This window comes from Ruminococcus sp. HUN007, assembly GCF_000712055.1.
GTDB lineage: Bacteria > Bacillota > Clostridia > Oscillospirales > Ruminococcaceae > HUN007.
On record NZ_JOOA01000002.1, the window covers coordinates 3,063,375 to 3,089,688 of the forward strand.

The 26,314-nt window shown below is 42.4% G+C and carries 22 protein-coding genes; 17 read left to right on the forward strand and 5 right to left on the reverse strand.

Features of this window, described 5'->3' with window-relative positions:
- Positions 1 to 220 precede the first annotated feature (220 nt).
- Complete coding sequence (locus CC97_RS17395; protein ID WP_044976633.1) at positions 221 to 1,435, forward strand: AAA family ATPase; 1,215 nt, start codon at positions 221 to 223, stop codon at positions 1,433 to 1,435.
- Positions 1,407 to 1,790 (forward strand): PD-(D/E)XK nuclease domain-containing protein, encoded by a 384-nt coding sequence (locus CC97_RS21630; RefSeq protein ID WP_044976635.1) that lies wholly within the window; start codon positions 1,407 to 1,409, stop codon positions 1,788 to 1,790. The genes CC97_RS17395 and CC97_RS21630 overlap by 29 nt, the downstream gene beginning before the upstream one ends.
- Before the next feature lie 196 nt (positions 1,791 to 1,986).
- Here CC97_RS21630 and uvrA read toward each other — a convergent pair whose 3' ends face one another.
- From uvrA to CC97_RS17415, 3 genes are all read right to left on the reverse strand, one after another.
- Positions 1,987 to 4,812, reverse strand: coding sequence for an excinuclease ABC subunit UvrA (uvrA, locus tag CC97_RS17405; RefSeq protein ID WP_156036959.1), 2,826 nt, complete (start codon positions 4,810 to 4,812; stop codon positions 1,987 to 1,989).
- Positions 4,809 to 6,776, reverse strand: a complete 1,968-nt coding sequence (uvrB, locus tag CC97_RS17410; protein ID WP_044976639.1) for an excinuclease ABC subunit UvrB — start codon at positions 6,774 to 6,776, stop codon at positions 4,809 to 4,811. The genes uvrA and uvrB overlap by 4 nt, the downstream gene beginning before the upstream one ends.
- 173 nt (positions 6,777 to 6,949) lie before the next feature.
- The gene (locus tag CC97_RS17415) at positions 6,950 to 9,259 is read right to left on the reverse strand and encodes a GGDEF domain-containing protein (RefSeq protein WP_044976641.1); all 2,310 of its coding nucleotides are present in this window, start codon (positions 9,257 to 9,259) and stop codon (positions 6,950 to 6,952) included.
- 389 nt (positions 9,260 to 9,648) lie between these two features.
- On the opposite strand from CC97_RS17415, the gene CC97_RS21170 reads away from it, so the two are divergent.
- From CC97_RS21170 to CC97_RS17445, 6 genes are all read left to right on the forward strand, one after another.
- Entirely contained in the window at positions 9,649 to 10,038 is a 390-nt protein-coding gene (locus CC97_RS21170; protein ID WP_044976643.1) for an ATP-binding protein, read from the forward strand.
- A 40-nt stretch (positions 10,039 to 10,078) separates the two neighbouring features.
- Positions 10,079 to 11,092 carry an ATP-binding protein gene (locus CC97_RS20665; protein ID WP_242848196.1) on the forward strand — a complete coding sequence of 338 codons (1,014 nt, stop codon included), beginning with the start codon at positions 10,079 to 10,081 and terminating at the stop codon, positions 11,090 to 11,092.
- Between the two features lie 334 nt (positions 11,093 to 11,426).
- A complete protein-coding gene (locus tag CC97_RS17430) occupies positions 11,427 to 12,218 on the forward strand; it encodes a hypothetical protein (RefSeq protein WP_044976645.1) in 792 nt (263 codons plus the stop codon).
- 234 nt (positions 12,219 to 12,452) lie between these two features.
- Entirely contained in the window at positions 12,453 to 12,950 is a 498-nt protein-coding gene (locus CC97_RS17435; protein WP_044976647.1) for an RNA polymerase sigma factor, read from the forward strand.
- Positions 12,940 to 14,478 carry a hypothetical protein gene (locus tag CC97_RS17440; RefSeq protein WP_044976650.1) on the forward strand — a complete coding sequence of 513 codons (1,539 nt, stop codon included), beginning with the start codon at positions 12,940 to 12,942 and terminating at the stop codon, positions 14,476 to 14,478. The genes CC97_RS17435 and CC97_RS17440 overlap by 11 nt, the downstream gene beginning before the upstream one ends.
- Before the next feature lie 540 nt (positions 14,479 to 15,018).
- Complete coding sequence (locus CC97_RS17445) at positions 15,019 to 16,353, forward strand: ATP-binding protein (RefSeq protein WP_044976652.1); 1,335 nt, start codon at positions 15,019 to 15,021, stop codon at positions 16,351 to 16,353.
- 231 nt (positions 16,354 to 16,584) lie between these two features.
- Here the strand turns inward: CC97_RS17445 and CC97_RS17450 are convergent, their stop codons facing one another.
- Positions 16,585 to 18,327, reverse strand: coding sequence for a DUF4832 domain-containing protein (locus CC97_RS17450; RefSeq protein WP_044976654.1), 1,743 nt, complete (start codon positions 18,325 to 18,327; stop codon positions 16,585 to 16,587).
- Between the two features lie 259 nt (positions 18,328 to 18,586).
- Here CC97_RS17450 and vapB point away from each other — a divergent pair, with 259 nt between their 5' ends.
- From vapB to CC97_RS17480, 7 genes are all read left to right on the forward strand, one after another.
- Positions 18,587 to 18,826 carry a type II toxin-antitoxin system VapB family antitoxin gene (gene vapB / locus CC97_RS17455; protein WP_044976656.1) on the forward strand — a complete coding sequence of 80 codons (240 nt, stop codon included), beginning with the start codon at positions 18,587 to 18,589 and terminating at the stop codon, positions 18,824 to 18,826.
- A complete protein-coding gene (locus CC97_RS17460) occupies positions 18,823 to 19,221 on the forward strand; it encodes a type II toxin-antitoxin system VapC family toxin (protein WP_044976658.1) in 399 nt (132 codons plus the stop codon). Before vapB ends, CC97_RS17460 begins: the two co-directional genes overlap by 4 nt.
- A 358-nt stretch (positions 19,222 to 19,579) precedes the next feature.
- Complete coding sequence (locus CC97_RS17465) at positions 19,580 to 19,801, forward strand: DUF3791 domain-containing protein (protein WP_044976661.1); 222 nt, start codon at positions 19,580 to 19,582, stop codon at positions 19,799 to 19,801.
- The gene (locus CC97_RS17470) at positions 19,798 to 20,307 is read left to right on the forward strand and encodes a DUF3990 domain-containing protein (RefSeq protein WP_044976663.1); all 510 of its coding nucleotides are present in this window, start codon (positions 19,798 to 19,800) and stop codon (positions 20,305 to 20,307) included. Before CC97_RS17465 ends, CC97_RS17470 begins: the two co-directional genes overlap by 4 nt.
- Positions 20,304 to 20,426: a hypothetical protein gene (locus CC97_RS21420; RefSeq protein WP_278245347.1), complete on the forward strand. Its 123-nt coding sequence runs from the start codon at positions 20,304 to 20,306 to the stop codon at positions 20,424 to 20,426. The genes CC97_RS17470 and CC97_RS21420 overlap by 4 nt, the downstream gene beginning before the upstream one ends.
- Before the next feature lie 375 nt (positions 20,427 to 20,801).
- A complete protein-coding gene (locus CC97_RS17475; RefSeq protein WP_044976664.1) occupies positions 20,802 to 21,251 on the forward strand; it encodes a LytTR family DNA-binding domain-containing protein in 450 nt (149 codons plus the stop codon).
- A 16-nt stretch (positions 21,252 to 21,267) separates the two neighbouring features.
- On the forward strand, positions 21,268 to 22,245 hold the full coding sequence (locus CC97_RS17480) for a hypothetical protein (protein WP_044976665.1): 978 nt from the start codon (positions 21,268 to 21,270) through the stop codon (positions 22,243 to 22,245).
- A gap of 208 nt (positions 22,246 to 22,453) precedes the next feature.
- Here the strand turns inward: CC97_RS17480 and CC97_RS17485 are convergent, their stop codons facing one another.
- Entirely contained in the window at positions 22,454 to 22,897 is a 444-nt protein-coding gene (locus CC97_RS17485; protein WP_044976666.1) for an Hsp20/alpha crystallin family protein, read from the reverse strand.
- Positions 22,898 to 23,188: 291 nt separating this feature from the next.
- Between CC97_RS17485 and CC97_RS19230 the strand changes: the two genes are divergently transcribed.
- Positions 23,189 to 23,950 (forward strand): hypothetical protein, encoded by a 762-nt coding sequence (locus CC97_RS19230; protein ID WP_049963012.1) that lies wholly within the window; start codon positions 23,189 to 23,191, stop codon positions 23,948 to 23,950.
- A gap of 153 nt (positions 23,951 to 24,103) precedes the next feature.
- A complete protein-coding gene (locus CC97_RS17495) occupies positions 24,104 to 26,242 on the forward strand; it encodes a type IA DNA topoisomerase (RefSeq protein ID WP_044976667.1) in 2,139 nt (712 codons plus the stop codon).
- Positions 26,243 to 26,314 lie beyond the last annotated feature (72 nt).

Below are 26,314 nucleotides of genomic sequence, written 5' to 3' on the forward strand. Positions count from 1 at the left end.
GCCGCCCGATTCAAGGGCTGCGATATTTTCATCGGCTCTGCCCATACCTCTGATAGCCTTCCACGGAGCTTCTTTCTTTTCAGGTGCTTTATACCGGGCACTGAAGCTTTCTGAAATCAAGGCTTATGCCGGAATATCGGACGAAAATATAAAATTGAATTTCGTGATTAATTATGGTATAATCAATGTAACTACAAATGACAGAAACGGCGGTGAATAAATGGGAATCTATCTTAATCCGGGAAACGGACTGTTTGAAATGTCAGTAAATTCAGATATATATGTAGATAAGTCGATGCTTATAGATCTGACAAATTCAGTAATAAGAACTGATGAACGTCATATCTGCATAAGCCGTCCAAGACGATTTGGAAAATCAATGGCGGCAAATATGCTGTCTGCTTATTATAGTCGAGGATGTGACTCCAGAGAGTTATTCAGAAATCTTCGGATCAGTGAAACTGAAAACTTTGAAAAGCACCGAAATAAATATAATGTTATCCGTCTTGATATAAGAAGCTATATCTCCGCAAATGAAGATCCGCTTAAAATCAAAGAAAATATAACAGAGGATATTTTGTATGAGATCAGTGAAGAGTACCCGGATATAAAAATGCCGCCGAGAAACACTCTTGAAAAGGCACTTGCTACAGTATATATCAAAACAGGAATACCATTTGTTTTTATTATCGATGAATGGGACAGTGTGTTCAGAGTGTTTCCGCAAAATAATAAAGCACATACTGTTTATCTTGATTTTCTCCGCGATCTTCTTAAAGACAAAGAATACGTTGCTCTTGACTATGCGACCGGAATTTTTCCCGTAAAGAAATACGGAGAACACAGTGCGCTTAATATGTATCACGAATTTTCAATAAATGATGCAGCACCGTATTCAGAGTTTATGGGCTTTACAGAAAAAGAAACACAGGCACTGTGTGAGAAATATGAACTTTCATACGATGAAATGAAAGACTGGTACAACGGATATCTGGTAGATGAAACACCGATATATAATCCGCAGTCAGTAGTGCTTGCATGCAGCAGAAAGATCTTCAGTAACTACTGGACGAAAACAGAGACATTTGAAGCGCTGAAGGTGTTTATAGAACTCGATATGGACGGACTGAGACAGTCGGTTATAAGAATGATATCAGGTGAGAAGGTCAGAGTGGAAACTGAAACATTTCAGAATGATATGACCTCATTCAGATCAGCCGACGATGTAATGACATTACTTATCCATCTTGGATACCTCACCTACGACAGAAGCACAGGTGAAGCATGGATTCCTAACAGGGAAGTGCGACAGGAATTCATCAACTGCATTAAGGACAAGGGATGGGAGGAAGTAATGTACTCCATCCGCAAGTCTGACGACCTGCTTAAAGCAACACTTAGCTTTGATGAGAAAAAAGGTCGCAGATATTGTTGAAGAGATCCACCGCCAGAACACCTCGGTAATAGCGTACAACAACGAACTTTCACTTTCCGTAACACTGTCTCTTGCATATTACTCAGCAAGAAAGCAGTACGAGATAATCAGAGAATTCCCGTCCGGAGACGGATTTGCAGACCTTGCATTCATACCGCGAAAAGGAATGAATGTTCCGGCAATGGTTATCGAACTTAAATATGACAAAACAGCCGAAGGTGCGATAAGTCAGATAAAGAATAAGAACTATACCGAAAAACTGAAGGCGTTCAGCGGAGAGCTTCTGCTTGTTGGCATCAATTATGATAAGGAAAACAGGAAGCATGAATGCCGGATAGAAAAGATCATAAAATGATTTGCGATTATATTAAAAAAACAAGACATGAAGAGCGATCTTCATGTTTTGTTTTTTAAAATAGAACGCCGCAGGCGTACCGATAAAAAGGTGGTGCCTGCGGCACAATTTTTAATTCAGATGCACAGGACGCATCTGAATTCGGAAATACTTCATGCCCTGTACTTTAGAACCGGACATTGAAGTTTTCAGAATTTTATTTAAGATACTTCTTCAGATACTGACCGGTATATGATTTTTTGCATTTTACGATCTCTTCCGGGGTGCCGGTGGCTATGATAGTACCGCCTTCGTTACCGCCTTCAGGGCCGATGTCGATTATGTGGTCGCAGACTTTTATGAGTCCAAGGTTGTGTTCGATAACAAGGACTGTGTTTCCTGCGTCAACGAGCTTCTGCAGTACTTCGGTGAGTTTGTGTATATCGGCGTTGTGAAGACCGGTGGTCGGTTCGTCGAGGATGTATATCGTCTTGCCTGTCGAACGCTTTGATAGTTCCGTGGCAAGTTTGACACGCTGTGCCTCACCGCCGGAGAGTGTTGTTGCAGGCTGGCCTATCTTGATGTATCCGAGGCCGACTTCCTGAAGAGTTTTCAGTTTGCGGGCAATCTTCGGGATGTTTTCAAAGAAGGAAACACCTTCATCGACCGTCATTTCAAGAACGTCATATATCGACTTGTCCTTGTACTTTACTTCAAGAGTTTCCCTGTTGTAGCGGTGACCCTTGCACACTTCGCACGGAACGTATACATCCGGCAGGAAGTGCATTTCGATCTTGATGATACCGTCACCTTCGCAGGCTTCGCAGCGTCCGCCCTTTACATTGAAGGAGAAACGTCCTGCAGTGTAGCCTTTGAGTTTTGCCTGGTTCGTCTGAGCGAAAAGTTCGCGTATATCACCGAAAACTCCGGTGTATGTCGCCGGGTTTGAACGCGGTGTGCGGCCGATAGGGGACTGGTCGATGTCTATTACCTTGTCGAGATTTTCAAGGCCGAGCATTTCATCGAATTTTCCCGGAAATACCTTTGCGCGGTTGAGCTTTGCAGCGAGGTTCTTGTAGATTATCTCGTTTACGAGAGATGATTTTCCCGAACCGGAAACACCTGTGACGCAGGTGAATGTTCCGAGCGGGATGTCAACGTCAACGTGCTTAAGATTGTTCTGTGCCGCACCGCGTACGGACAGGAAGTGTCCGTTTCCCGGTCTGCGCTTTTCAGGTACCGGAATACTCTTCTTTCCGCTTAAGTACTGACCGGTTATCGAAGCTTCGCATTTCAACAGTTCATCTACCGTACCGTTGAAAACTATGTTACCGCCGTTCACACCAGCTCCCGGTCCTATGTCAACGATGGTGTCAGCAGCGTACATCGTGTCGTCGTCGTGTTCAACAACGATGAGCGTGTTGCCGAGATCGCGGAGTTTTTTCAGTGTTGCTATGAGCTTGTCGTTGTCACGCTGATGAAGGCCTATGCTCGGTTCGTCGAGAATGTACAGAACGCCCACCAGTGATGAACCTATCTGTGTGGCAAGTCTTATACGCTGGCTTTCACCGCCGGAAAGTGTTCCGGCTGAACGTGAAAGTGTAAGATATCCGAGTCCGACATTTTTAAGGAAGTTGAGTCTCGACTTTATTTCCTTTATCACTGCCTTGCCGATGATCATTTCCTTTTCGGTAAGTTCCAGGTTTTCAAAGAAATCAAGCGAGTCAAGAACTGACATGTCAGAAAGTTCAGCGATGTTTTTGCCTCCTACTGTAACTGCAAGGCTTTCCTTTTTAAGACGTTTTCCCTGACAGTCCGGACACAGACGTTCCGTCATGTAGTTTTCGATCTCATCCTTGTTCCATGACTGGCCGCCTTCCTTGTAGCGCCTGTAAAGATTGTTGATGACGCCCTCGAAAGGCTGCTTGTGAACACCGCCGCCGTAGACGGATGCACGGTGAAGAGTAATTGCCTTGTCGCCTGTGCCGTACAGGAAAAGATCAAGCTGTTCCTTTGTAAGTTCCTTTACCGGACGGTCGAGCGGTATACCGTATTCCTTTGAGATGGCGGTGTAGTACATCATGGCAAATGAACTCGGGGTAAGTGAGTTCCATCCGGAAGCGTGTATCGCACCGTCAAGAATGCTGAGTTCGCGGTTCGGTACGATTATATCCGGATCAATCTCCTGAAATACGCCAAGTCCCGTACATGTTTCACATGCTCCGAAAGGATTGTTGAATGAGAACATTCTCGGAGTGAGTTCGTCGATTGAAATATCGTGGTCAGGGCATGAGTAATTGAGTGAGAAGAGCATTTCCTTTCCGCCGATGATGTCAGCGAGAATAAGACCTTTCGAAACTGAGTTAATCGTTTCAAGGCTGTCAGCTATTCTTGATTCAATGCCTTCCTTGATCACTATACGGTCAACGACTATTTCAATGCTGTGCTTTACGTTCTTTTCAAGCTTTATCTCTTCTGAAAGATCGTACATTATTCCGTCGCAGCGCACACGTACAAAGCCTGACTTCTTTGCTGCTTCAAGTTCCTTTGCGTGTGTGCCTTTCTTACCGCGGATAACCGGAGCCATGAGCTGGACCTTTGTGCCTTTTTCAAGAGCCATGAGTCTGTCGGTGATCTGGTCGATGGTCTGCTGCTTTATTTCCTTTCCGCAGACCGGGCAGTGCGGAATGCCTATTCTTGCATAGAGCAGACGGTAGTAGTCGTGTATCTCGGTAATGGTACCTACTGTTGAACGCGGGTTCTTTGATGTGGTTTTCTGATCTATCGATATGGCCGGTGAAAGGCCTTCAATGCTGTCCACATCCGGCTTGTTAGCCTGTCCTAAGAACATTCTTGCGTAGGACGACAGACTTTCGACATATCTTCTCTGACCGTCGGCATATATGGTGTCGAAGGCGAGTGAAGATTTTCCCGAACCTGAAAGACCAGTCATTACTATGAGCTGATTCCTTTCCAGTTCGATGTCTATGTTCTTCAGATTATGTTCCCTTGCTCCCTTTATGATTATCTTGTTATTCATTATTTCTTTTCACCTTTAAGTTCTTCTATCCTGTCGCGGAGATATGCTGCGTGCTCGAATTCAAGAAGCTTTGCGGCTTCCTTCATCTGTGCGGTGAGCAGTTTTATCTGTTCGGCCTTTTCTGCTGCCGAAAGCTTTTTGCCGTCGTTCTTTTCGTTTATCTTTTTCTTCGATGTTATTTCAATAACGTCGCGTACATCCTTGATTATCGTTTTCGGAACAATGCCGTGTTCACGGTTGTAGTCCATCTGCAGTTTTCTTCTTCGCTCAGTCTCCGTGATGGCAGCTTCCATCGATTTTGTAACTGAGTCAGCGTACATGATGACCTTGCCTTCAGCGTTACGTGCGGCACGGCCTATGGTCTGAATGAGAGATGTCTCGCTTCTTAGGAAGCCCTCCTTGTCTGCGTCGAGTATTGCAACGAGTGATACTTCCGGTATGTCAAGACCTTCACGCAGAAGGTTGATGCCGACAAGCACGTCGAACTCACCCATACGCAGGTCGCGTATTATCTCCATTCTTTCAACGGTGTCAATGTCGTGGTGCAGATAGCGCACTTTTATTCCCGCATTTTCAAGAAACGCAGTCAGATCTTCAGCCATTTTCTTTGTAAGCGTGGTTATAAGCACGCGTTCGTTCTTTTCAGTGCGTATGTTTATCTCGGAAATGATGTCGTCTATCTGACCGTCGATCGGTTTTACGATTATTTCCGGATCAACAAGTCCCGTCGGACGGATTACCTGTTCAACTGTCTGCGAGGACTGTTCCTTTTCAAGAGGTCCCGGTGTTGCACTTACGAATATCGCCTGGTTGATTCGCTCTTCAAACTCATTGAAATAAAGCGGACGGTTGTCAAGGGCACTCGGAAGTCGGAAACCGTAGTTTACGAGTGTTTCCTTTCGTGCTCTGTCACCGGCACTCATGCCGCGCACCTGCGGAAGTGTAACGTGGCTTTCGTCAACGAAGAGAAGATAGTCATCAGGGAAGTAATCAAGCAGCGTAAAAGGTGTGCTGCCCGGTTCACGGCCTGAAAGAACTCTTGAATAGTTTTCAATACCGCTGCAGAATCCTACTTCCTTCAGCATCTCCATGTCGTAGTGTGTACGCTCAGCGATTCGCTGTGCTTCTATCAGTTTGTGGTTTTCCGTGAAATATTCTATACGTTCTGCAAGCTCACGGTCAAGCTCCTTTACTGCTGCGTCTATCTTTTCGGCAGATACCACATGGTGTGAAGCAGGGAAGAAGGCGGTATGTGAAAGCTGTGAGATTATGTTGCCGGTAACGGGATTTATCTCGCATATTCTGTCTATTTCATCGCCGAAGTATTCAATACGTACAGCCTTGTCCGAGGTATCGGAAGGGAAGACCTCGACCACATCGCCGCGCACCCTGAATCTGTTACGCTGAAAGTCGATGTCGTTTCTTTCGTAGTGTATGCTTACCAGCTCTTCAAGGAGTTTATCCCTTGACTTTTCCATGCCTTCACGGACGGAAACGGTTCTTGCACGGTATTCGTTCGGGTCACCGAGAGTGTATATACACGAAACACTTGAAACGATTATTACGTCACGTCTTTCGGAAAGCGCAGTTGTGGCGGAGTGACGGAGCTTATCTATCTCCTCGTTTATCGCCGAGTCCTTTTCAATAAAGGTATCAGTTCCCGGAATGTACGCCTCAGGCTGATAGTAGTCGTAGTAGGAAACAAAGTACTCGACTGCATTTTCCGGAAAGAATTCCTTGAATTCAGAACAGAGCTGCGCCGCAAGTGTCTTGTTGTGTGCAAGCACAAGGGTAGGGCGGTTAAGGTTGGCTATAACGTTTGCCATGGTGTAGGTCTTTCCTGAACCTGTAACACCAAGCAGAGTCTGAATGCGGTCGCCGCGCTTAACGCCCTCGGTAAGCTGTTCAATTGCTTTCGGCTGGTCGCCCGATGGTTTGTATGGAGAAACGAGTTTGAATTTGTCCATTGTCCGTCCTTTCTCTGTAAGGAAATGCTGATTTATTCATAAATCAGCATGGGGCACGGGGCGAAGCCCCGCGGTCTTCCTCTCCGTAAATACGGCGAAGCCGTATTTACGCTTTAGTCAGTGTTTCCCTAAAAAACCGCAGAGTGTGTTCTCTGCGGTTTTAAGTTTTCTGTTTATTCCGGATTACGTAGAACATTCCGGATCTTGTAGCGTTTGTTTTCGTAAAGCAGCTTGTCCGCTTCATTCATAAGATTATGAAGGCTTGTTTCGTAGCTGCATGTGAATTCGTAAATACCCGAACTTATGCGTATCATGTACGGCTTGCCGCTGTTTTCATTTACATGGTCGCAGGCTTCACGTATCCTGTCCTTCAGCATTATGCTGAAATCAGGATCGTCGGTAAGAACGAATGCTGCAAATTCATCGCCGCCGAATCGTGCAACAATGTCGCTTGTCCGTATGCACTTTGTAAGTATCTCGGCAGTTTTCTGTATTGCGTAGTCACCTTCGTCGTGACCGAAAATATCGTTGATCTGTTTGAGATTGTCCATGTCGGCAAATATGACTGCGGCACGGCGTCCGGTATGTTCAAGTATGCAGCTTCTGGCTCTTTCCATGAATCCGCGTCTGTTGAGTATTCCGGTGAGCTCGTCAGATCTTGATATCTGATTGAGACGCTCGTTTTTGGTGGTAGCCTTTGAAAGACTCTCTCTGAGATCCGACTGAACTTCCTTCTGTATCTCAAGCATCTTTCTGAGTTTGAGTGCGTATGAGATCTGCGAGGTGATGAATGAATTGTAGAAGTTGTAGTCGTCAGTATCTATGTCGTAGAGGAGTATGCCGTAATTCTCCTCACTGCAGAATACAGGAGATGCGATCAGGGTAAATCTGCAGTCCGGCATGTATTCGTTTCTGAACAGGAATGGTGAGCGTATCTTCTTTCCGCGTACAAATGATTTCAGCATTCCGTTCGTCTGATACGAGAAGAGCATTTCGTGTGACGGCTGCACCCAGTCGTTTCTCGATTTTGAGATGACTGTTTTTTCGTGCAGATAAAGATAGCTTGAACGTATTCCCATCGCCTTCAGCCCCTGCATGATATTTGCCGGAATGCTGTTGTTGCTCTGGAAACATTCTATCGTGTTGCCGATTATTGAGTTTACGCAGCGTACATTATCCTTTATTTCATTTGCTATAAGCGGACTGTTCTTGTGCTCGTAGGAAATGATCTGTTTGAAGAATCCCATGAACAGTTTGTATATGCCGCTTCGTGTTTCCTCGTCACGTGCAAGGGAAACCGCCTTGTCACAGATGAGTGAAAGAACTGAATTCAGATTGTCCGGCTTGATGAAATCGAGAATGTTGTAGTTCAGCAGCACTTCGAATTTGAATGCGGCCATTTTGTAGTCCGGAAGTTCCGAACAGTCACGCAGATTTGTTAAAAACTTTGCAGCAAACTGAAGCAGACTCTTTATTATCCTCTGGTTCGGCTGGTAGGTCACACTGTCGTAATATGAAATAATGATATCGTTTATCTTTATAATGAATTTGTTTATGTCCTTGTCATCACTTGTAAGAAGATATTCGATGTCACGTGTCAGTTTTGATTTGCATCCGCAGGAATCACGCTTGACTAACTTTGTCTTTACTGTCACGTCACCGGACGGAGTTCCCGTCAGAATGCTGTGAGCAGCTTTGACAGCGTTCATGCCGAGATCGCGGTACCGTGCACGTACTGTGGTAAGCGGCGGATTGAGTGAAACTGCTTCAGATATATCGTCGAAACCGGTTATCATGATGTCTTTTCCGATAACAAGATCGCGCTTGCTTATCACCTTGTATCCTGCAATAGCCATAAGGTCGTTTGAGAAGCAGATGGCATCGATATTGCCTTCATTTTCAGTAAGGAGTTTTTCGATGACAGGACAGCAGTTTTCTGTAAAATCGCCTTCGGCAACAAGTTTAGGATCATATGGGATCCCGTGCCTTTCGAGAGCATCTCTGTATTTCTCCAGACGCTGAACGGCTTCGAGATTTGTGGAAGGACCTGAAACGAATCCGATGCGTTTTCTTCCGTGTTCGTTTACGAGGTGATCTATTTCCAGATCGATGCCGTTGGTCTCAAATGAAACGCAAGGCAGGTCATCAATTTTTTCCGAGATCGTGATAACGGGAGTGTCACCGAATTTCTGTGCTATTTCGCTGAGTACCTCAGGAGCAACATATCTGCCCATGACAGCCGTTTCAAGTATTACTGCATCAAAGCTGTGATTTTCAGCGTATGAGAACATGCAGTTGTACTGGTAATGATATTTCTTACTTAACGAGTCGTTTGTGTGCTCTTCTTCAAGGAAACGTACCGGAAACACCACAAGATTGATGTCCATACTTTCTGCTTCATGTGCTGCCCCGAGAAATATTTCCTCCGAGAACTTGCTTTCCATGTGACCGATAAACAAAGCGACTGAAAAACGTCTTTTCATGGTCTGCCCCCTCCCGTATTTCATAATGCTGATTTTTCGTTCAGATCACCAGTAAAGATCCGCTGGTTTATTAATCTGATAATGTACTATATACATAATCTATTGTAATCTATTATCAGAAAAAAATCAAGTGGATAAAGTGAAGATTATATGAAAAATAGAACATAAGAAACAGATATTGTTTGCTATATGGCATGGATGTTTAATGTGTCTACTAAACGGAAGGTTTGATGGTGCATAGATTTCTGACTTTGAAGTAATTGAAGTTTTATTGAAGTGATATTGAAGTTGAGATTGAAGTGATATTGAAGTTTTATTGAAGTAAATTGAAGTTGACATTGAAGTAATATTGAAGTATAATTGAAGTAACGAAAAAAGAAGGTGATAACGTGTATCTTGAAGAAATCGAAAATGATATATGCATGGAAAGTGACAAGCTCGAATGCAAAGCTAAGCTTAATCGTGATGACGTTGTCGGCTGGCTTAAAAGCATTGCTGGTTTTGCAAACGCATCCGGCGGTGTTTTTTACATTGGCGTTGAGGATAAAACGAATAAACTGATCGGTTTTGACCGTAAGGCAGCCGATAATGAGCGGAATTATTTTAACAACAAGGTAACTGAACATCTTACACCGAGACCGGTTATGAACATATCGTTTGTCCGTTATGAGATCAAAGATAACGAACGCTTTATAATCCGTGTGGATGTATCTGAATCATCAGTCAAGCCGGTGATACTGAAATATAAAAAACGTTCCGTCAATATATATGAGACGTGACGGATTTACCGGCGGTGCAACATATGAAGAAATAATTGAAATGAGCATTAAAAGCAGCCGCACGCAGTACGATGTTCAGATATCTGATGTGAAATATGATCCGAATGATTTCGGAACGCTCGGAAGATTTTACAGTGAACATAACGAAGGGAAGAAACTCCGTGAAAAAGCTCTGGGTTCAATGGGTTTCTTTAACGAGGAAGGTTTTCTCGCCAACGGTGCGTTACTGTTCATGGACGGATACAGGGAAGGGAAAACGGAGGTCCAGTGTTCACTGTTCTCGGGACTGAACAAAGGCAGTGAACGGATCGTTACGATCAACCGGTTCAGCGGAAATCTTATCGAAGATATTGAATATATAATGGAGTTTGCGGATCAGCGTATGAACCACACCATTATAAAAAAAGACAACGAACGAATAAATCTTGATTCCTATCCGAAGCGAGCACTGTTTGAAGGCGTGATAAATGCAGTAGCTCACAGAGATTACTATCTTGACGGAACACAGATACAGATAGATATGTTCCGGAACAGGATCGAGATATCATCTCCGGGCGGATTTTATCGCGGAGAGAAAATTGGTAAGACATATGATCTTTCCGGAGTGATCTCAAAAAGACGAAACGAACTTATTTCATCCGTTCTTGTAATGTGTAATGTGATGGAGGCTGCCGGCACCGGATTTGACAAGATCACGGAAGAATATGCGGACGCAGATGAACAGCATAAGCCGTATATTTTTTCTTCGTCAGATCATTTTACTCTGGTACTTCCGGACCTTACATATGATAAGGGCATGACGGAAAATGATGTTCCGGAAATAACGTTCATTCCTTGTAAAGATGCAACGGAACACGACGAGAAGGTTCTTGCATTCTGTTATAATCAGGCACGTAAGGCGGCGGAAATAGCTGAATATCTTGGAATAAGTGATTCATCTTATCTAAGAAAGAAGGTTATCGGAAATCTTGTGGAAAACGGATATCTGGAAAAAAACAAGGTTTCAAGGTCAGCATTTTACCGTACCAGTCGTGATGCGGTGGAGAAGATATAAAAAAAGGTGCCGGCGTGTCTCTGACGCGCCGGTATTATTTATAGTGCATCGAAGATGCACCGCTTCTGAAAAGGAATGCCTTTCGGCATGCTATTGAAAAACGGCCATCGTAGATGTCCGTTTAAAAAAGACAGATATACATTTCGTGTAATGATCGAAAGCAAAATATGATAAACATAGTAAACAATATATTTTTATAATATTATTTAAAATTTGATAATGCAATGAATGTATGTGCAGTAAGATTGACTTGGATTTTTTTTAGTGTTATAATTCACTTTGGTGTGTCACGACTAACAGTGGCCCTAATTACTATTAAAGGATTGATTACTTAATGAAAAAGTACATAATTGCAGTAGCAGCACTCGTTGCTATGCTTAGTCTCACAGCTTGTGGAGAAACTGCTACAAGCGAAAATACTTCTGAAAAGGCAGTGGAAGTTACAACTGCTTCTTATGAAGCAGAAGAGGAACAGGCTGCAGAGGATAATGAAAATGAAGAAGCAGCTAATGAGGAAGAAATTACAGAAGCCGTGACTGAGGCTGAGACCGAAGCAGTGGCTGATGAAACTTTTAAACCTGCTGAAGGACTCAGCAGCAAGTACGCTGACCTCGATAACAGAAGCTTTGTCTATAACGGTCATTTATTCACTCTCGGCAAGACAACAATGCAGGAAATGGTTGATGCAGGCGTTACATTTAAAGGTAACTCTGATGAAAAGATGAACAAGGAAGTAGGTCCGGCGAGTGACGGAGATGATACAGTTCATAAAAGTTTAACCATTAGTGAAAGTGACTCACAGAGTATTGGCTGTGAATTTATTAATATTACGGGATCAAGCATACCTGCAAAAGAGTGTGTAATTTGTTATGTTAGTGCATTATTATATGATAATCGTGGTGCTGCATTTAATGTAAGCGAGTCAGGCACTGTTGAATTTGCATTTCCGAAAGGCATTACAAGAGAGGATTTGTATGCAAACAGCGGAGATCCTACTGAAATAGATGATGATCTTAACAGGGTTGATTATCTTGTGGATTCTACAATGTTTGATGACGACAGCGGATACAAGTTCTTTTTTGAGGATAATAAGCTCTGCGAAGTTCATATGTCATGGCTTCCATAATGATTTAAATATGATAGTAAGGCAGTATAGTCTACGCAGGCTATGCTGCTTTTATTTTTATTGACAAAACTAATCATCCGTGCGAAAAATATATTGAGCAAAAAAATGCACGGAAAGTTGTCTTTCAGTTGTATATATAGTGAACGTCATGATGAGAAGGGACGCTGAGCTGAGATTTACCAGCGTTCCTGAAAACAGCATAAAGTGCACTTTATCGTGAAAGGAGAGGAAAGAATGAGTGATAAAAACGATGCTTTGTATGCCTTCAGAAAATACGGCGACACGGTACTCAGAGCGGCATATGCCGTTACCGGTAGTTATCATGAGGCGGAAGATATTACACAGGAAGTTTTTCTGAAGCTTCATGCTGCGCCTCAGAAATTTGAAAATGATGAGCATATGAAAGCGTGGCTTTTACGAGTGACGATAAACAGGTGTAAAAATTACAGAAAAAGTTTCCGCTTCAGCAGGACATCTGTGATAGATGAGACGCTGGAAAATACTCTGAAGTGTGAATTTACTGAAAGGGACAATGAAATACGTGAGCAGATCGAACGGCTTCCGGAAAAATACGCATCGGTGATCTTCCTTTATTATTATGAAGAATACAACATAAGAGAAATAGCAGATATTCTCGGAAAAAGCGAGAATACGGTGAGTTCGCTGCTGCAGCGCGGACGAAGGAGACTGAAGACTGAACTTGAAAAGGAGGGGTATGCTTATGAGACCTAATGATTATGATAATTTTCTTGTCAACATACGCTGCAGTGATGAGTTCCGTGAACGTATGGAGAAATGTCTGAGTACAGAATCCGGTGAAATGCCTTCAGGTGAGAAGGATATTAAGATCGTAAAAGCACCGTCAAAGTTCAGAGCAGGGAATATTGCAGCGATGGCGGCTGCGATTGCCATTGTATTCGGTGCGGGTATAGCAGTAAACCATCTTTTATCAGGTTCTGGTGAAGGCCCTTTTTTACCGGGCGGAGATGCTGAGGTAACTGAAGAACCGGAGACTACGGAGGCTGTTACTGAAGCGAAAGATGAGGAACAGCCGGAAGTTACGGAAGAAGTTCAGAGAGCGGAAACTGCCGGAGTCAAAGAATGTGTGCTGAAGTGTTTCGGCAATCAGGTGGATGATATAGAGGTTGTAAGCTTTAATGGTAAAGCAGGAACACCGCTGTCAGGCGAAGTCTATTATAATTCAGCACGTTACCGTTATTCTGTGCCAGATCCTGATAAAATGGCGGAATCAATTATAGACCTTGAATGGACAGAATGCAATGAGGATGAATTTAGTGAAGGTATGATCGATGATGAGGTAGGTACCAAGGTCCTTAGCTGGGGAATATCAAGTTCTCCATCGGGAAATTATATATTAATAACGGCGAATGGGTATTTTTCAGGAGGAGGCAAATACTTCAGATTAGTCAATGAATCTGACTGTGGTAAAATCAATGATATATTTTTCGAGTATATCAGAATGACACCGGAATCTTTAATTGCAGAACAGATACATTCAGGTGTACATATTTTGACCAACTTAAGAGCCGATTACAAATATGAACGAAACCACGGTTACAGTGATGACAGTGTTCCGGATGAACTGAACGGCTCTATATATTACATGCAAAACAGCGAGGGTAACAGATATAGTTCAGATATGCCTAAAGAATTTACCGATTCTGTTTTTTATGGAGATGAAGGCAAAGAACTGATGTATGTGACAGGAGAAGGTACGTTTGATAATAAGTCAGTATCTATGGATTTAATTATGAACGGAGAAAAAACGGTATACAGTACCCAAGACACAGAGACTGGAGAAAAGAATTTAGAGAATGTTTATTGGTACAACTGTTCTTTACTGGATACGCCTAAACCAGGAAATCAGTATTTTTATTTATGCAAAAAAATAGAAGAGGCCCTTACAAGTTACAGAGTGAAAACTGAAGGCGAAATTGAAAGTGTTGAACTGGAGAATGATATTACTGAATATCATTTTATACTCAGAACGGGTAATGGAGGAAAAGATAGCGAAGAATATACAATTCAGCTCTTGGATCGCAGAATACTTGTGTCATACGAATGTAGATATCCAAACGGGTATTATGAATCATTTAAGCTCGATAATTATGAAATCAACTCCGATTCATTTGAAATGGATACAGAAGAGATCAAAGCGAAGTATGATGCAATCGAAGCTGCATGTAACGAACAAAATAAAAGAAATGATGAAATAGCAAAATCGGCTTATGACTATTAACTGAGCAGTCGGTTTTAATTCAACGATAATCACTTAAAATGGTATCGGCGCGTCTCTAACGCGCCGATATTAATTTTATAGTGCATCGAAGATGCACCGATTCTGAGAAGGAATGCCTTTCGGCATACTATTGAACCAACGGCCATCATAGATGCCCGTTGATGAAGAATGATATGTGTTTGGGGTATAACGTAGTATGCTGTTAAATGTGGTATTTGCGTGTTCCCCAGATTGGGGAACAGAACGTTTAGTTGCGCTAAAATCCTCAAAAAACTGGTGTTCTGAAATTGTCCCCCAACTTGGGAGAGCAATTTTGGGGAAACATGGATTTTCAGAAAATGTGCATAACGAGCAATAATTCGCTAAGAAAATGTGTGAAACCCCTCGATGATTCGCTAAGAAAATGTGCAAACTCTCAAATTATTCGCTATGAAAATGTGCGATAGTACACTGAAATTACGTAAATACGTAATTTACAGGCTCTTGATTTTGCTTTGGTTTTGTAGTATCATAATAAAGTAGAAACCGGAGGTGCAGAAAATGTATTTATCACGTAAAATAGATAAGTTTTTAAGCGAATGGAAAGCTGATGCAGACAGAAAGCCGCTGATAATAAAAGGGCCGCGTCAGGTCGGTAAAACGGAAACTGTACGTCATTTTGCAAAAGAGAACTATGAGAGCTTTATAGAGATCAATTTCGTTGTTGAACCAAAGTACGAGAAGATCATTGCTGACGGATACAGTGCCGAGAGTATAATCAAGTACATTTCACTCCTTGATCCTTCGAAAAAATTCATTGCCGGAAAAACGCTTATCTTCTTTGATGAGGTACAGAAGTTTCCGGATATAGCGACCAGTCTGAAATTTTTCAAAGAGGACGGCAGATTCGATGTTATATGCATCGGATCGATGCTTGGAATCAACTATCACAAGATTGAAAGCAACAGTGTCGGATATAAGACCGATTATATTATGCGTTCGATGGATTTCGATGAATTCCTTACTGCTAAAGGATATGACAGTTCACTGCGTGAAGATATGCTTAAGCATATGAAGGAACTTAAACCTTTCAATGACATTGAAATGGATCTTTTCAGATCACTCTTCCTTGACTATTGCGTTCTCGGGGGAATGCCGGCAGTTGTTTCAAAATACATCGAAACCGGAACTTTTGAAGGTTCACTTGAAACCCAGAGACAGCTTCTTGAAGATTACAAGGAAGATATCCGCAAATATGCCGACGGACTTGATCAGACACGTATTCTCAATGTTTACAATCGTATCGCTCCGCAGCTTGCAAAGGAAAACAAGAAGTTTCAGATATCAAAAGTTGCCACAGGAGCACGTTTCCGTGATTACCGCGGATGCATCGAATGGCTGAATGATGCGGGAATCGTGAATGTCTGCTACTGTATGTCGTTTCCGGAGCTGCCGCTGAGAGGCAACTATGACGAAGACAAATTCAAACTGTATTTTGCTGACAGTGGTCTTCTTGTGGCAATGCTCGATGATGAAGCCCAGGATGATCTGCGTGCAAATAAAAATCTTGGAGTATATAAAGGTGCGCTGTATGAGAATATTGTCGGTGAAGCTTTTGTAAAGAGCGGATGCGAACTGTATTATTACCGCCGTGATGATTCGCAGCTTGAACAGGACTTTTTCATGAGGACAAAGGATCATCTTGTTCCGGTTGAAGTCAAGGCGGAAAACGGGAAGACCAAATCGCTGAAAACTCTTATCAGTTCAGACAGATATTCTGATATATCTTTCGGAGTTAAACTGTTTAACGGAAATATCGGGGTTGAGGATAATGTTTATTCATTTCCGTATTTCTGCTCGTTCCTTCTGAAAGAATTTCTGCGGACAATAGAATGAGAAAAAAGGTGCCGGCGTGTCTCTGACGCGCCGGCACTATCAGTAGTGCACCTTCGGTGCACCGATCCTGACTTTGAAGTTATTGAAGTTTTATTGAAGTGACATTGAAGTAGTTGTTGAAGTAAATTGAAGTTGACATTGAAGTGATATTGAAGTTACAGCAAAATCAGCATATCTAACCCACATAAATACGAGGATTCAGATATGCTGATTGTTTTTAATGAGAGTTTTTTACTTCAGCAAAAGCTTCTTAAGCAGTATGAAGTCAATGATATTTACCGAGCCGTCGTCGTTCATATCTGCAGAGGATGGTTCTGTGATATGGATGGTGCTATCGGCGAGAAGAAATTTCTGCAGTGCGGTGATGTCGGCGGTGGTTACTGAGCCGTCGGAGTTGACATCTCCTTTTATTACCAGTGTGTTCGGTGATGAAAGAGAAGTTACGGTAAATGTATCATCGGAGTTGTTTTCGGCTTTGACCACATCAAGTGTTCCGAGATAATTGGCGCCGAGGTCCCTGCTCCAGATGTTTTCATTTGAGAACCGAACGCATATATCAGGTGTGTCTTCGCCGGTTGTGTCGTAGTAAAGTTTCAGATATACTTTATAACTTCCGGCATCAGCGTTTCCGGGAAGCTTCAGCTTAAGCCGCTCATCTGTAATTGCGGCACTTTCCCATCTGCGACTGTCGATATCCACCGGAGCGGTAATTGTTCTGCCGTCTTTTTCAAGGATAACGGCAGCCTTTTGTTTTTTGATAACATTGGCAAATCCGGTGTTGGCAATACTGAAATGAATTTCGGCACTGCCGCCCTGAGAGGCTTCGGAACTGAGTTCGGATTTTTTCACGAGGAAACGGTATCCGAGATGATCGCGGATGAATTTATACACGTTCTCGCCGTAGTATGCGCTGTTGTCGGCACCGTCAATATCGTATCTGCTTTCAAATTTAAATTCCTTGTAAAGCGGCCAGATATTTGAGTTTATATAGGTCAGATGAGTCGCGTACATTTCCTTTATGCAGTTTTCCGGAAGATAGTTTTTAAACTTCTTAGCGTAGCCGGTGTTCCCGGAAAATTCTCCGCCGAAATAGGCGTGCTTCATCTGAGTGTTCATCCACTTTACAGTTTTTTCTCTGTCCGGTGTAAGATAGGTTCCGAGATCGGTGTCCGAACCCATATATCCGTCGTTGTACATGCCTACTCTTGCAGCATCGGAACCCTCTTCGGCTGTATATCCGGCAAGATCATCCGGCTTTATTCCTGCCCAGGTATAAAACGTATCAGCAGTACGCACTGTCACTGAAACACTGTCCGGAACGATTTCAAGCATCTTTCCGAGTAGCTTTGCCTTGTATTCCGGAGTGGTGTATTTTCCGCCGTGCTGCTCGCCCCATTTACCCACAAATCCGCTTTCTATGTACATGAGGATATCTTCGTAGTCATCGAGAAAATGATCTTCGTGTATCTGGTCGATGTGGTGGAAGACTTGTTCGAAGGTTGCAGGCTCAGGATTATCTTTTCCGTTGATATCGTAGCGGAAACGCATTCCAACCGTGCATCCGTTTTTACGGCAGTTTTCAAGTGTGCCCCTTATGCCTTTGAAAAATTCCTCATCAAGATCGTAGTCGGTGCCTTCAGTGTAATTTCCGTCCGCATCGGTTGTACCGTTTGAACCCGATGAAAAGGCGGATATATCCACGAACATGACAACAAGGCTGCCCTTCGGATCATGTACCGGAGTGTCACCCGGTTTGCACACATACCAGACTGAATTTGTGTATCCGGCTCCCGGATTATTGATAGTTTCTGCACAGTCTTTGTAACTTATCCCTGAATCTTTTAAGGTTCCGGTACTCGCAGCCGAAACAGTGAGATCATTTATAACTTTCGTTTGACTGCTGTACAGAGATAATGCAGGTGATGTTAAACATACTGCTGTGACAAGACTTATGATAGTTTTTATATTATTCATTTGTTTCCCCCCTGTTATCTGCCTTTAAGGATATCATCATAAAACTTTTTTCCGCTTTTGTACTTTTACTTAATTTTAGTACGAAACAAGGGGAAAGTCAACCGGACTGCCAGTGCAGCCCGGTTTTATAAGTAGCACCATCAAAACTTTGTTTTGATGGTACCATTTCTAAATGATGCAGTAAAAGATAACCATAATATAAAACCTTATTGACAAAGTATATACTATAGTATATACTGAAATAAAGGAGTTGATTCTTATGCATACAGCAAAATTATTTACCAACGGAAGCAGTCAGGCAGTCAGGTTACCTAAGGATTTTCGATTCAGTGGGACAGATGTTTATGTTCAGAAAATTGGTTCGGCCGTTATGCTTGTACCAAAAGAGAAAGCATGGGAAATATTTTTAGAGGGGATAAATGATTTTACAGATGATTATTTTGATGCTGTAACTTCAAGAAATGATGGGTATGAACAGGAAGAGAGAGAAATATTATGAAGTATATGCTCGATACAAATATGTGCATATATGCTCAGAAAAAGAATGAAAGAGTACTGGAAAAAATAAAAGAAAATTTGAGTGAAGGCCTTGCGATATCTTCTATAACACTGGCAGAACTGGAGTATGGAGTAAAAGCGAGTGCTGCACCTGAAAGAAATGCTGTCGCTCTTTTAAAATTTCTTTCGATAGTGGATATTCTTCCGTTTGATTCCAGTGCAGCAGAAGAGTATGGTGCTATCTGTGCAGATCTTAAAAGAAAGGGTACACCTATAGGGAATATGGATATGCTTATATCGGCACATGCAAAATCAGAAGGACTTATAGTTGTTACGCATAATACTCGTGAATTTGAACGGGTCTGCGGCTTAAAGCTTGAAGACTGGTACGAATAAAAAAATATGAAATATGACAAACATCGAAAAGGTTAAACCGGGCTGCCAGTGCAGCCCGGTTTTATAAACAGCACCATCAAAACTTTGTTTTGATGGTACCTTATCTTAATAATATAGTTGTAAAAAAACAACTATAACGCAAAACTATGCTAATAAAATATATAATCAGAAAACATGATGCAGTGTACATTGAAAATGAGTTTTTAGTTGTTACGAATATGATGATATTTCTGATGATTTTATTGAATATTATAGAAAGTCGAAAAACAAATATCTTAAATCTTGAAATTAAAAAAAATTTACGATATAATTGAAAGAAAAAGCCTTGTTATCGAGTGCAGTATATGGAAGTGATTATATGAGTGAACAGAGAAAAGAAATCAATTATGTCTTAGCCTGCATAATCGAATTTTCAAGAAAATATGATATTACGATCAAACAGGCGTTTGATTATTTGTTCCAATACAAAGCAATAGAATTCCTGAAAGAAAACTATGACATAGAACATACGCTTTCGCTGGATGATGCACTTGATGATATGGTGCTGATCTGCCAGAATAACGGAGGAAATCTGGAATGATACTTTATCATGGAACAAATACAGAAATAGAATTTGTAGATTTGGAAAAGTGCAGACCTTTTAAAGATTTTGGTAAAGGTTTCTATACCACAGAAATTTACGAACAGGCTAAGAAAATGGCTGCCAGAGTATCTAGAATTTACGGCGGATCTCCTGTGGTAAATGTATTTGAGTTATCGGTTGATATTAAAGATTATCCTGGATTGAATGTACTTGATTTTGGAGAACAGCCTTCAAAGGAATGGGCCAGATTTGTTATGAATAACAGGAATAAGTCTTTTACAGATTATTCAGATCCTGAATGTAACTTTGATTACAAATATGATATTGTTATCGGTCCTATTGCAGATGATGATATGACCATGTTGTTTCGTCAATACCAAAATAAAATGATATCTTTTGATATGCTGATTAAAGGAATGACTTTTAAAGATGTTACTAATCAGATTTCTTTTCATACACATGAAAGCCTGAAATTACTAAAGAAAGAAGGAACGATAAAATGACAATTCAGGAACAGTTGATGGAGTTCAATATTCAGGATATTATTGAATATATCGTTAATGATGAAAAAACAGATTATGAAGCAGCAATGAAGAGCTTTTTTTTCTTCTGTAACTTTTGAAAAACTGCAGGACCTCGAAACAGGTCTTTACCGCGAAAGTTCAGGTTATGTGTACGATCTGTACTGTTCGGAGAAATCCAATGGATTATTTATTCAAAACGAGATATGAAATCAAAAAACATCGAAAAGGTTAAACCGGGCTGCCAATGCAGCCCGGTTTTATAAGTAGCACCATCAAAACAATGTTTTGATGGTACCATTTCTAATCACTGCAGCTTGATCTGCTGCAGTAAATACGAAGTAAAATGCACCGGATCCGGTGAGTTTATGCATTTTAAGTGCAACTCATGCCTGAATCCGGTGCATCTTGTTTCTTACCTCTTTTTTACGAAACGGATTTATGATATACTGAAAATACAGACAGGAGGTATGAAAATGAAGTTTCGGATTTCTGTTTCAGATGAAAAACAAAGCTTAGTAGAAAAATTTCTTGCAGAACACGGTATTGAGATCGGTGAGGATGCGGAATATGTGATTTCGGAATCTTCAGGATATGCCTCTTTCCTTGCGGCGCGCGGCAAAGACAGGGAGACTGTCCGGATATCGGCAGATGAGGTCGTGTTTATCGAATCTTTCGGGAAGGATATCGAGATACACACCCTTAAGGATACATACTATTCACAGGACCGTATCTATCAGCTTGAAACAAAGCTTGATCCGAAGGAATTTTTAAGGATAAGCAAGTCGGTCATCATTTCACGGAAACATGTGAAAAAGATACGACCGGCGCTTTCGATGAAATATGTACTTACAATGACGGACGGAACTCTGGTGGATGTGACGAGAAGCTACTACAGCGAGTTCCGGAGATTCTTTGATTTCTGACAAGGAGGAATGAAAAATGGGAATTATGAAATCTTTACTTATAGTCGTTGCTGCTGCGGCAGTGATAATACTGGGCCTTTGCATTTACCTTTATAACAGGCGTCTTGACAAGATAGCCAAAGGTGAGGCCCGCGGAACGCATACTTCAGTTCCGGAACCTAAAATGACAGCTCTTATAGTATATCTGGCTTTTATTTTTCTGATAGTATGGATCACTCTGATCAACAGTCAGCGTATCACTTCGCAGTCGGAAAATTATATTGACGATATCATGGATATGAAGACGGAAATATCTGATCTGCGCCGTGAAATAGAAGAAAACGCAACACATTTCAGACGCATTTCATATGTTACGAGAAATGCTGATTTTAAAGAAAAGATGGTTGATATAGTCTATACCATTGAGCTGAAAGAATATTCAGATGACACCAAAGTAACGGTAAACATTGACGGAACAGATGTCGCTCTTGAAAAATATGCTCCGGGACTTTACAGCGGTTCGTTCAGGGCAGATATGTTTAAAGTCATAGATAACGCGGTAGTAAAAATAACTGACGACGGAAGAACTGTTACTGAGGATGCAGATGTATTTGAAGACGAAATATTTCAGAATGTGATCCCGCAGATCTCGGTGGCATATAATAACGCATCTACATTAATTGCCGGAGGAAATATCAGCTTTGAAGGCGGTTATTTAGTCGAAGCTGAAGACCCGGAGAATATTGAATCGATAAAAGTAACCTACATGGCAGGAAGCGAGGATATTAAAACAGTAGATATAACTGAAGATTTCCGTAACGGAAACACGATAAACTGCGATAAGATCACTACTAAAGATAATACGATTTCATTCAGATTTGAAGTTGTAACAAAGAGTGGACTTAAACTTGTTGATACTCACAACGTATGCCATAAGGATCTTCCGGAATATCCGGATGATCATAAAGCAGTCTATGATCCTGACGGTAACAAACTGTGGGATAATGAAACTTAAGAATGAAAGGAAGTCGCCGTCTCTTCCGGGCCGTCGACTGCTATTGAAATCATCAGCCACCCCGCCGGGTGGCTGATGATATTTTACAACACGTACCATTCCTTTAACGGCTTTAACTTTCCCTTATCACATAAAAACAAACTCCCCGGAACTGCTCATACGAACAGCTCCGGGGAGCATCATTTTGGGATCATAACTTAGCGAGGTATTATCCCTCAATTGCAATATACTTGTGATTCTCCAGCTTCTTAGGTTCTGCCTTCGGAACGCAGATGTTCAGAACACCGTCCTCAAACTTCGCCTTCACATCGGCTTCTGTAACAGTATCTCCGATATAGAAGCTCCTCTGCATTGCGCCTGCATAACGCTCCTGACGGATCAGCTTGCCCTTCTTAGTTTTTTCGTCCTTGTCAAGTCCCTTTGCGACACTGACAGTCAGATAACCGTTCTGAAGCTCAAGATTGATCTGATCTTTCTTGAAGCCCGGCAGGTCGATCACGATCTCATAGTGATCATCATGCTCATGAACATCAGTCCTCATGACCTGGGCGGCGTGTTTACCGTACAGCTTCTTCTCCACGTCTCTGCTGAAATCAGGAAATCTGAAGAAATCATCGAATAAGTTTTCACCGAAAATGCTTGGATACAACATAGGTCAGTCCTCCTTTTTTACTCGTCACATTGTTTCCATTGCTTCGAGCAAGGGGACGGAGGGTTCAGCACCCGGATCCTTTTGTGCTTCTCTGTTCCTTTGTTCTGATTATATTATAGCATTCTTGATTAGCACTGTCAAGGGGAGAGTGCTAATTTTCACACAGGTTTCATATTACTGTTTTTTATTAACAAGTGCATCGTTGAGCTCAGAAAGCCTTGATTTCATGAGACCTATAGGTTATACTATATTTGGGAAACTTACTCAGTCTGTTTTTCAGGAGGTACAAAAATGAGAAAATCAAAATTTTTAACAGTCTGCTGCGGAAGTGTTCTTGTCGCTGCGGCAATGTTCATGAATGCCGGAAGATTAAGTGCGGAAGGGTTACTAAACTACGATGTGGACGGAAACGGTACTGTTAATGTGCTGGACCTGATACATCTGAAGTCGTATCTGATTGGAGAAGAGAAACCGAATGAGCCGGAGAAAACTGAACCGAAAGAAGGTCAGACCGACTATAAGATCTCGAAGGATTACATCGATGCGATAAAAAAGATCGATGCCGATGATGTGGAGATCGAAAAGAAATGGCTGATCGATAAGGATAGGATCCCGTATAATCTTTCTTGGGTGGAGCATGTTATCGAGATCGAGCAGACATATGTGTGCTTTTCGCCTGAAATGAGACTCAGAAAATACGACAGCGGTGCGTCCTATGAATTTACGGTAAAATCCAATATGAGAAGCGACGGCCTTGCTCGTGACGAGACCAATATCGCAATAACGGAAGATGAGTACAACGACATTATAAAGAAAAAGGAAGGTAATACTATCCACAAGACAAGATATCAGTTTATGGATGCCGGTCAGGTCATCGCCATTGATATTTTCCACGGCGATCTTGACGGGCTTGCCTATATGGAGATAGAATTCCCTGACTTCAGTGCGGCAGAAAAATATCAGACTCCGGACTGGGTAATAGCCGATGTTACCTCTGATATCAGATACAAGAACGGCCATCTCGCAAGATTCGGCATTCCTGAGCGTGAATGATCCTGCACCGTAACAGTTCCACTTGATAAAAACGCGAAAATATGGTACAATTATAGTTCCTGCAGTGTTTGTAAAGGAGTCGCTGATCAGTGCCTGTGAGTGTTATCGTACTCCTCAGGTGCTATCCGAAGTAAACCGAAAGGAATAGATGAGATGACTGTTATAATCGCAGAAAAACCGAGTCTTGGAAGAAATATCGCAGCGGCAATAGGCGGTATGTCAAAGAGGGACGGATTTCTGGAAGGCAACGGATATATCGTTACATGGGCGTTCGGCCATCTGTTTACTCTGGCTGATATAGAAACCTACAATCCTCTTCCTGAAGGGGAAAAATACTGGACACTAAAGAATCTGCCGTGTTTCCCTGAGTCGTACAGATTTGAGCTGAAAAAAGATACATCAGGCAGGCAGGATGACGGTGTAAAAAAACAGTTTGAAACAATAAAGGAACTCTGCCTCCGCGAAGATACAGATACCATAGTAAATGCGGGAGACTCGGACAGGGAAGGCGAGATCATCGTCCGTCTGTGCATAAGCAACGCTCTGAAAAACAATAACGCAGTGAAGACGGTAAAGCGCCTCTGGCTTCCGGATCAGACTCCGGAAACTATCACTAAGGCTCTTGCAGGCATGGAAGATGACAGCAAGTACGACAACCTTGCAAACGAAGGCTTTGCACGTATGTTTATCGACTGGCTTTACGGCGTTAATCTCACAAGATACGCTACTCTGAAAAGCGGCACACTTCTGAGAGTCGGAAGAGTCATCGTTCCGATAGTAAAGGCTATCTACGAACGTGATATGGCAATAAAGAATTTCGTGCCGGAAAAATACTACTCGCTCGTGAGCAAGGCTGAGACAAACGGTGCGGTCGTTCTTCTTCAGAGCAAGGCGAAGTTCGACAAGGACAAGCTTGCCGATGCTGAAGCGCTTGCGGCAAAATACAATGCAGCTGATGCGGTCGTAACAGCAGTCAAAAGAAAAAAGGACAAGCTGCTTCCGGGCAAGCTCTATTCGCTTACCAAGCTTCAGAACGTTCTCGGCAAGAAATACAAGATGTCAATGCACGATTCGCTTGCCATCGTTCAGAAGCTCTACGAGGAAGGGTATGTGACCTATCCGCGTACCAACTCGGAATATCTTGCAACAGCTGAAAAGGACAAGATAAAGAAAATCATCGAAAATGTATCAAAGCTCGGCTATCCGGTGGAGTTCAAAGATAACAAGACTATTTTCGATGACAGTAAAATAGAATCACACTCGGCACTGACACCTACCTACAAGATACCGGACAAGAACAAGCTGAGTGATGACGAGAAAAAGGTCTATGCAACGATAATGAGGCGTTTTGCGGCAGTGTTCTGCGCAAAGCCGTGTATCGCTGACAAGACTGAAATAAAGATCGATGTAGGCGGCATGGAGGAGTTTACACTTAAGGGAACGGTCATCGTTGAACCGGGCTGGACCAAATACGACGACTGTACTCTCAAGGATAAGGTTCTGCCGGCTCTTTCAAAGGGTGACAAGGTAAACACGGACTTTAAGCCGGTGGAAAAGGAAACTTCGCCGCCTAAGCACTATACGATCGAAACCCTTAACAATTATCTGAAGAATCCGTTCAAGGAGGATAAGGCCGCACTGAAGGAACAGGAAGGCAATCAGCAGGAAGGCGAGAGCATCGGTGCAGATGATGCCGAAGAGTACAGAGCAATATTCGAAGGACTTGAACTCGGTACGGAAGCTACACGAACAGGCATTATCGACAATGCGAGACGAAGCAAGTACATACTTCTGAAAAAGGACGTTTACACGATACTTCCTGACGGTATCTTTCTCGTTGAGGCACTTACCCGCATGCATATCGGTATGGATAAATACAAGACCGCTGAACTTGGCCGTTCGCTTAAAAAGGTGTACCGCGGCGAGATAAAGGTAGAGGACAGCACGGATCTTGCACGACGCGAGATAGAAGAGGTATTCTCCGGATCAATGATGACCGCGGAAGATTCCGACGACGGATTTGTGGGTGATGTAGCCGGAAAATGTCCTTTATGCGGAAATGACGTAAAGCGTACAAGGTTCGGCTACGGATGCAGCGGCTACAAGGAAGGCTGCAAGTTTTCGGTAAACGGAGTTATATGTCAGAGAGTTATTTCACTTGCGAACGTAAAGCTCCTTCTTTCCGAAGGAAGAACAGCGAAGATAAATAATTTCATCTCGAAAAACGGAAAGCCGTTCTCAGCGTACCTAAAGCTTGAAAACGGCAGAGCAGTATTTGATTTTTCTGATTAACAATAAAGACCGTCCCGCCGGATATATGATTCCGGAGAGACGGTCTTTTTATATCTGATCAGTTTAACTTAG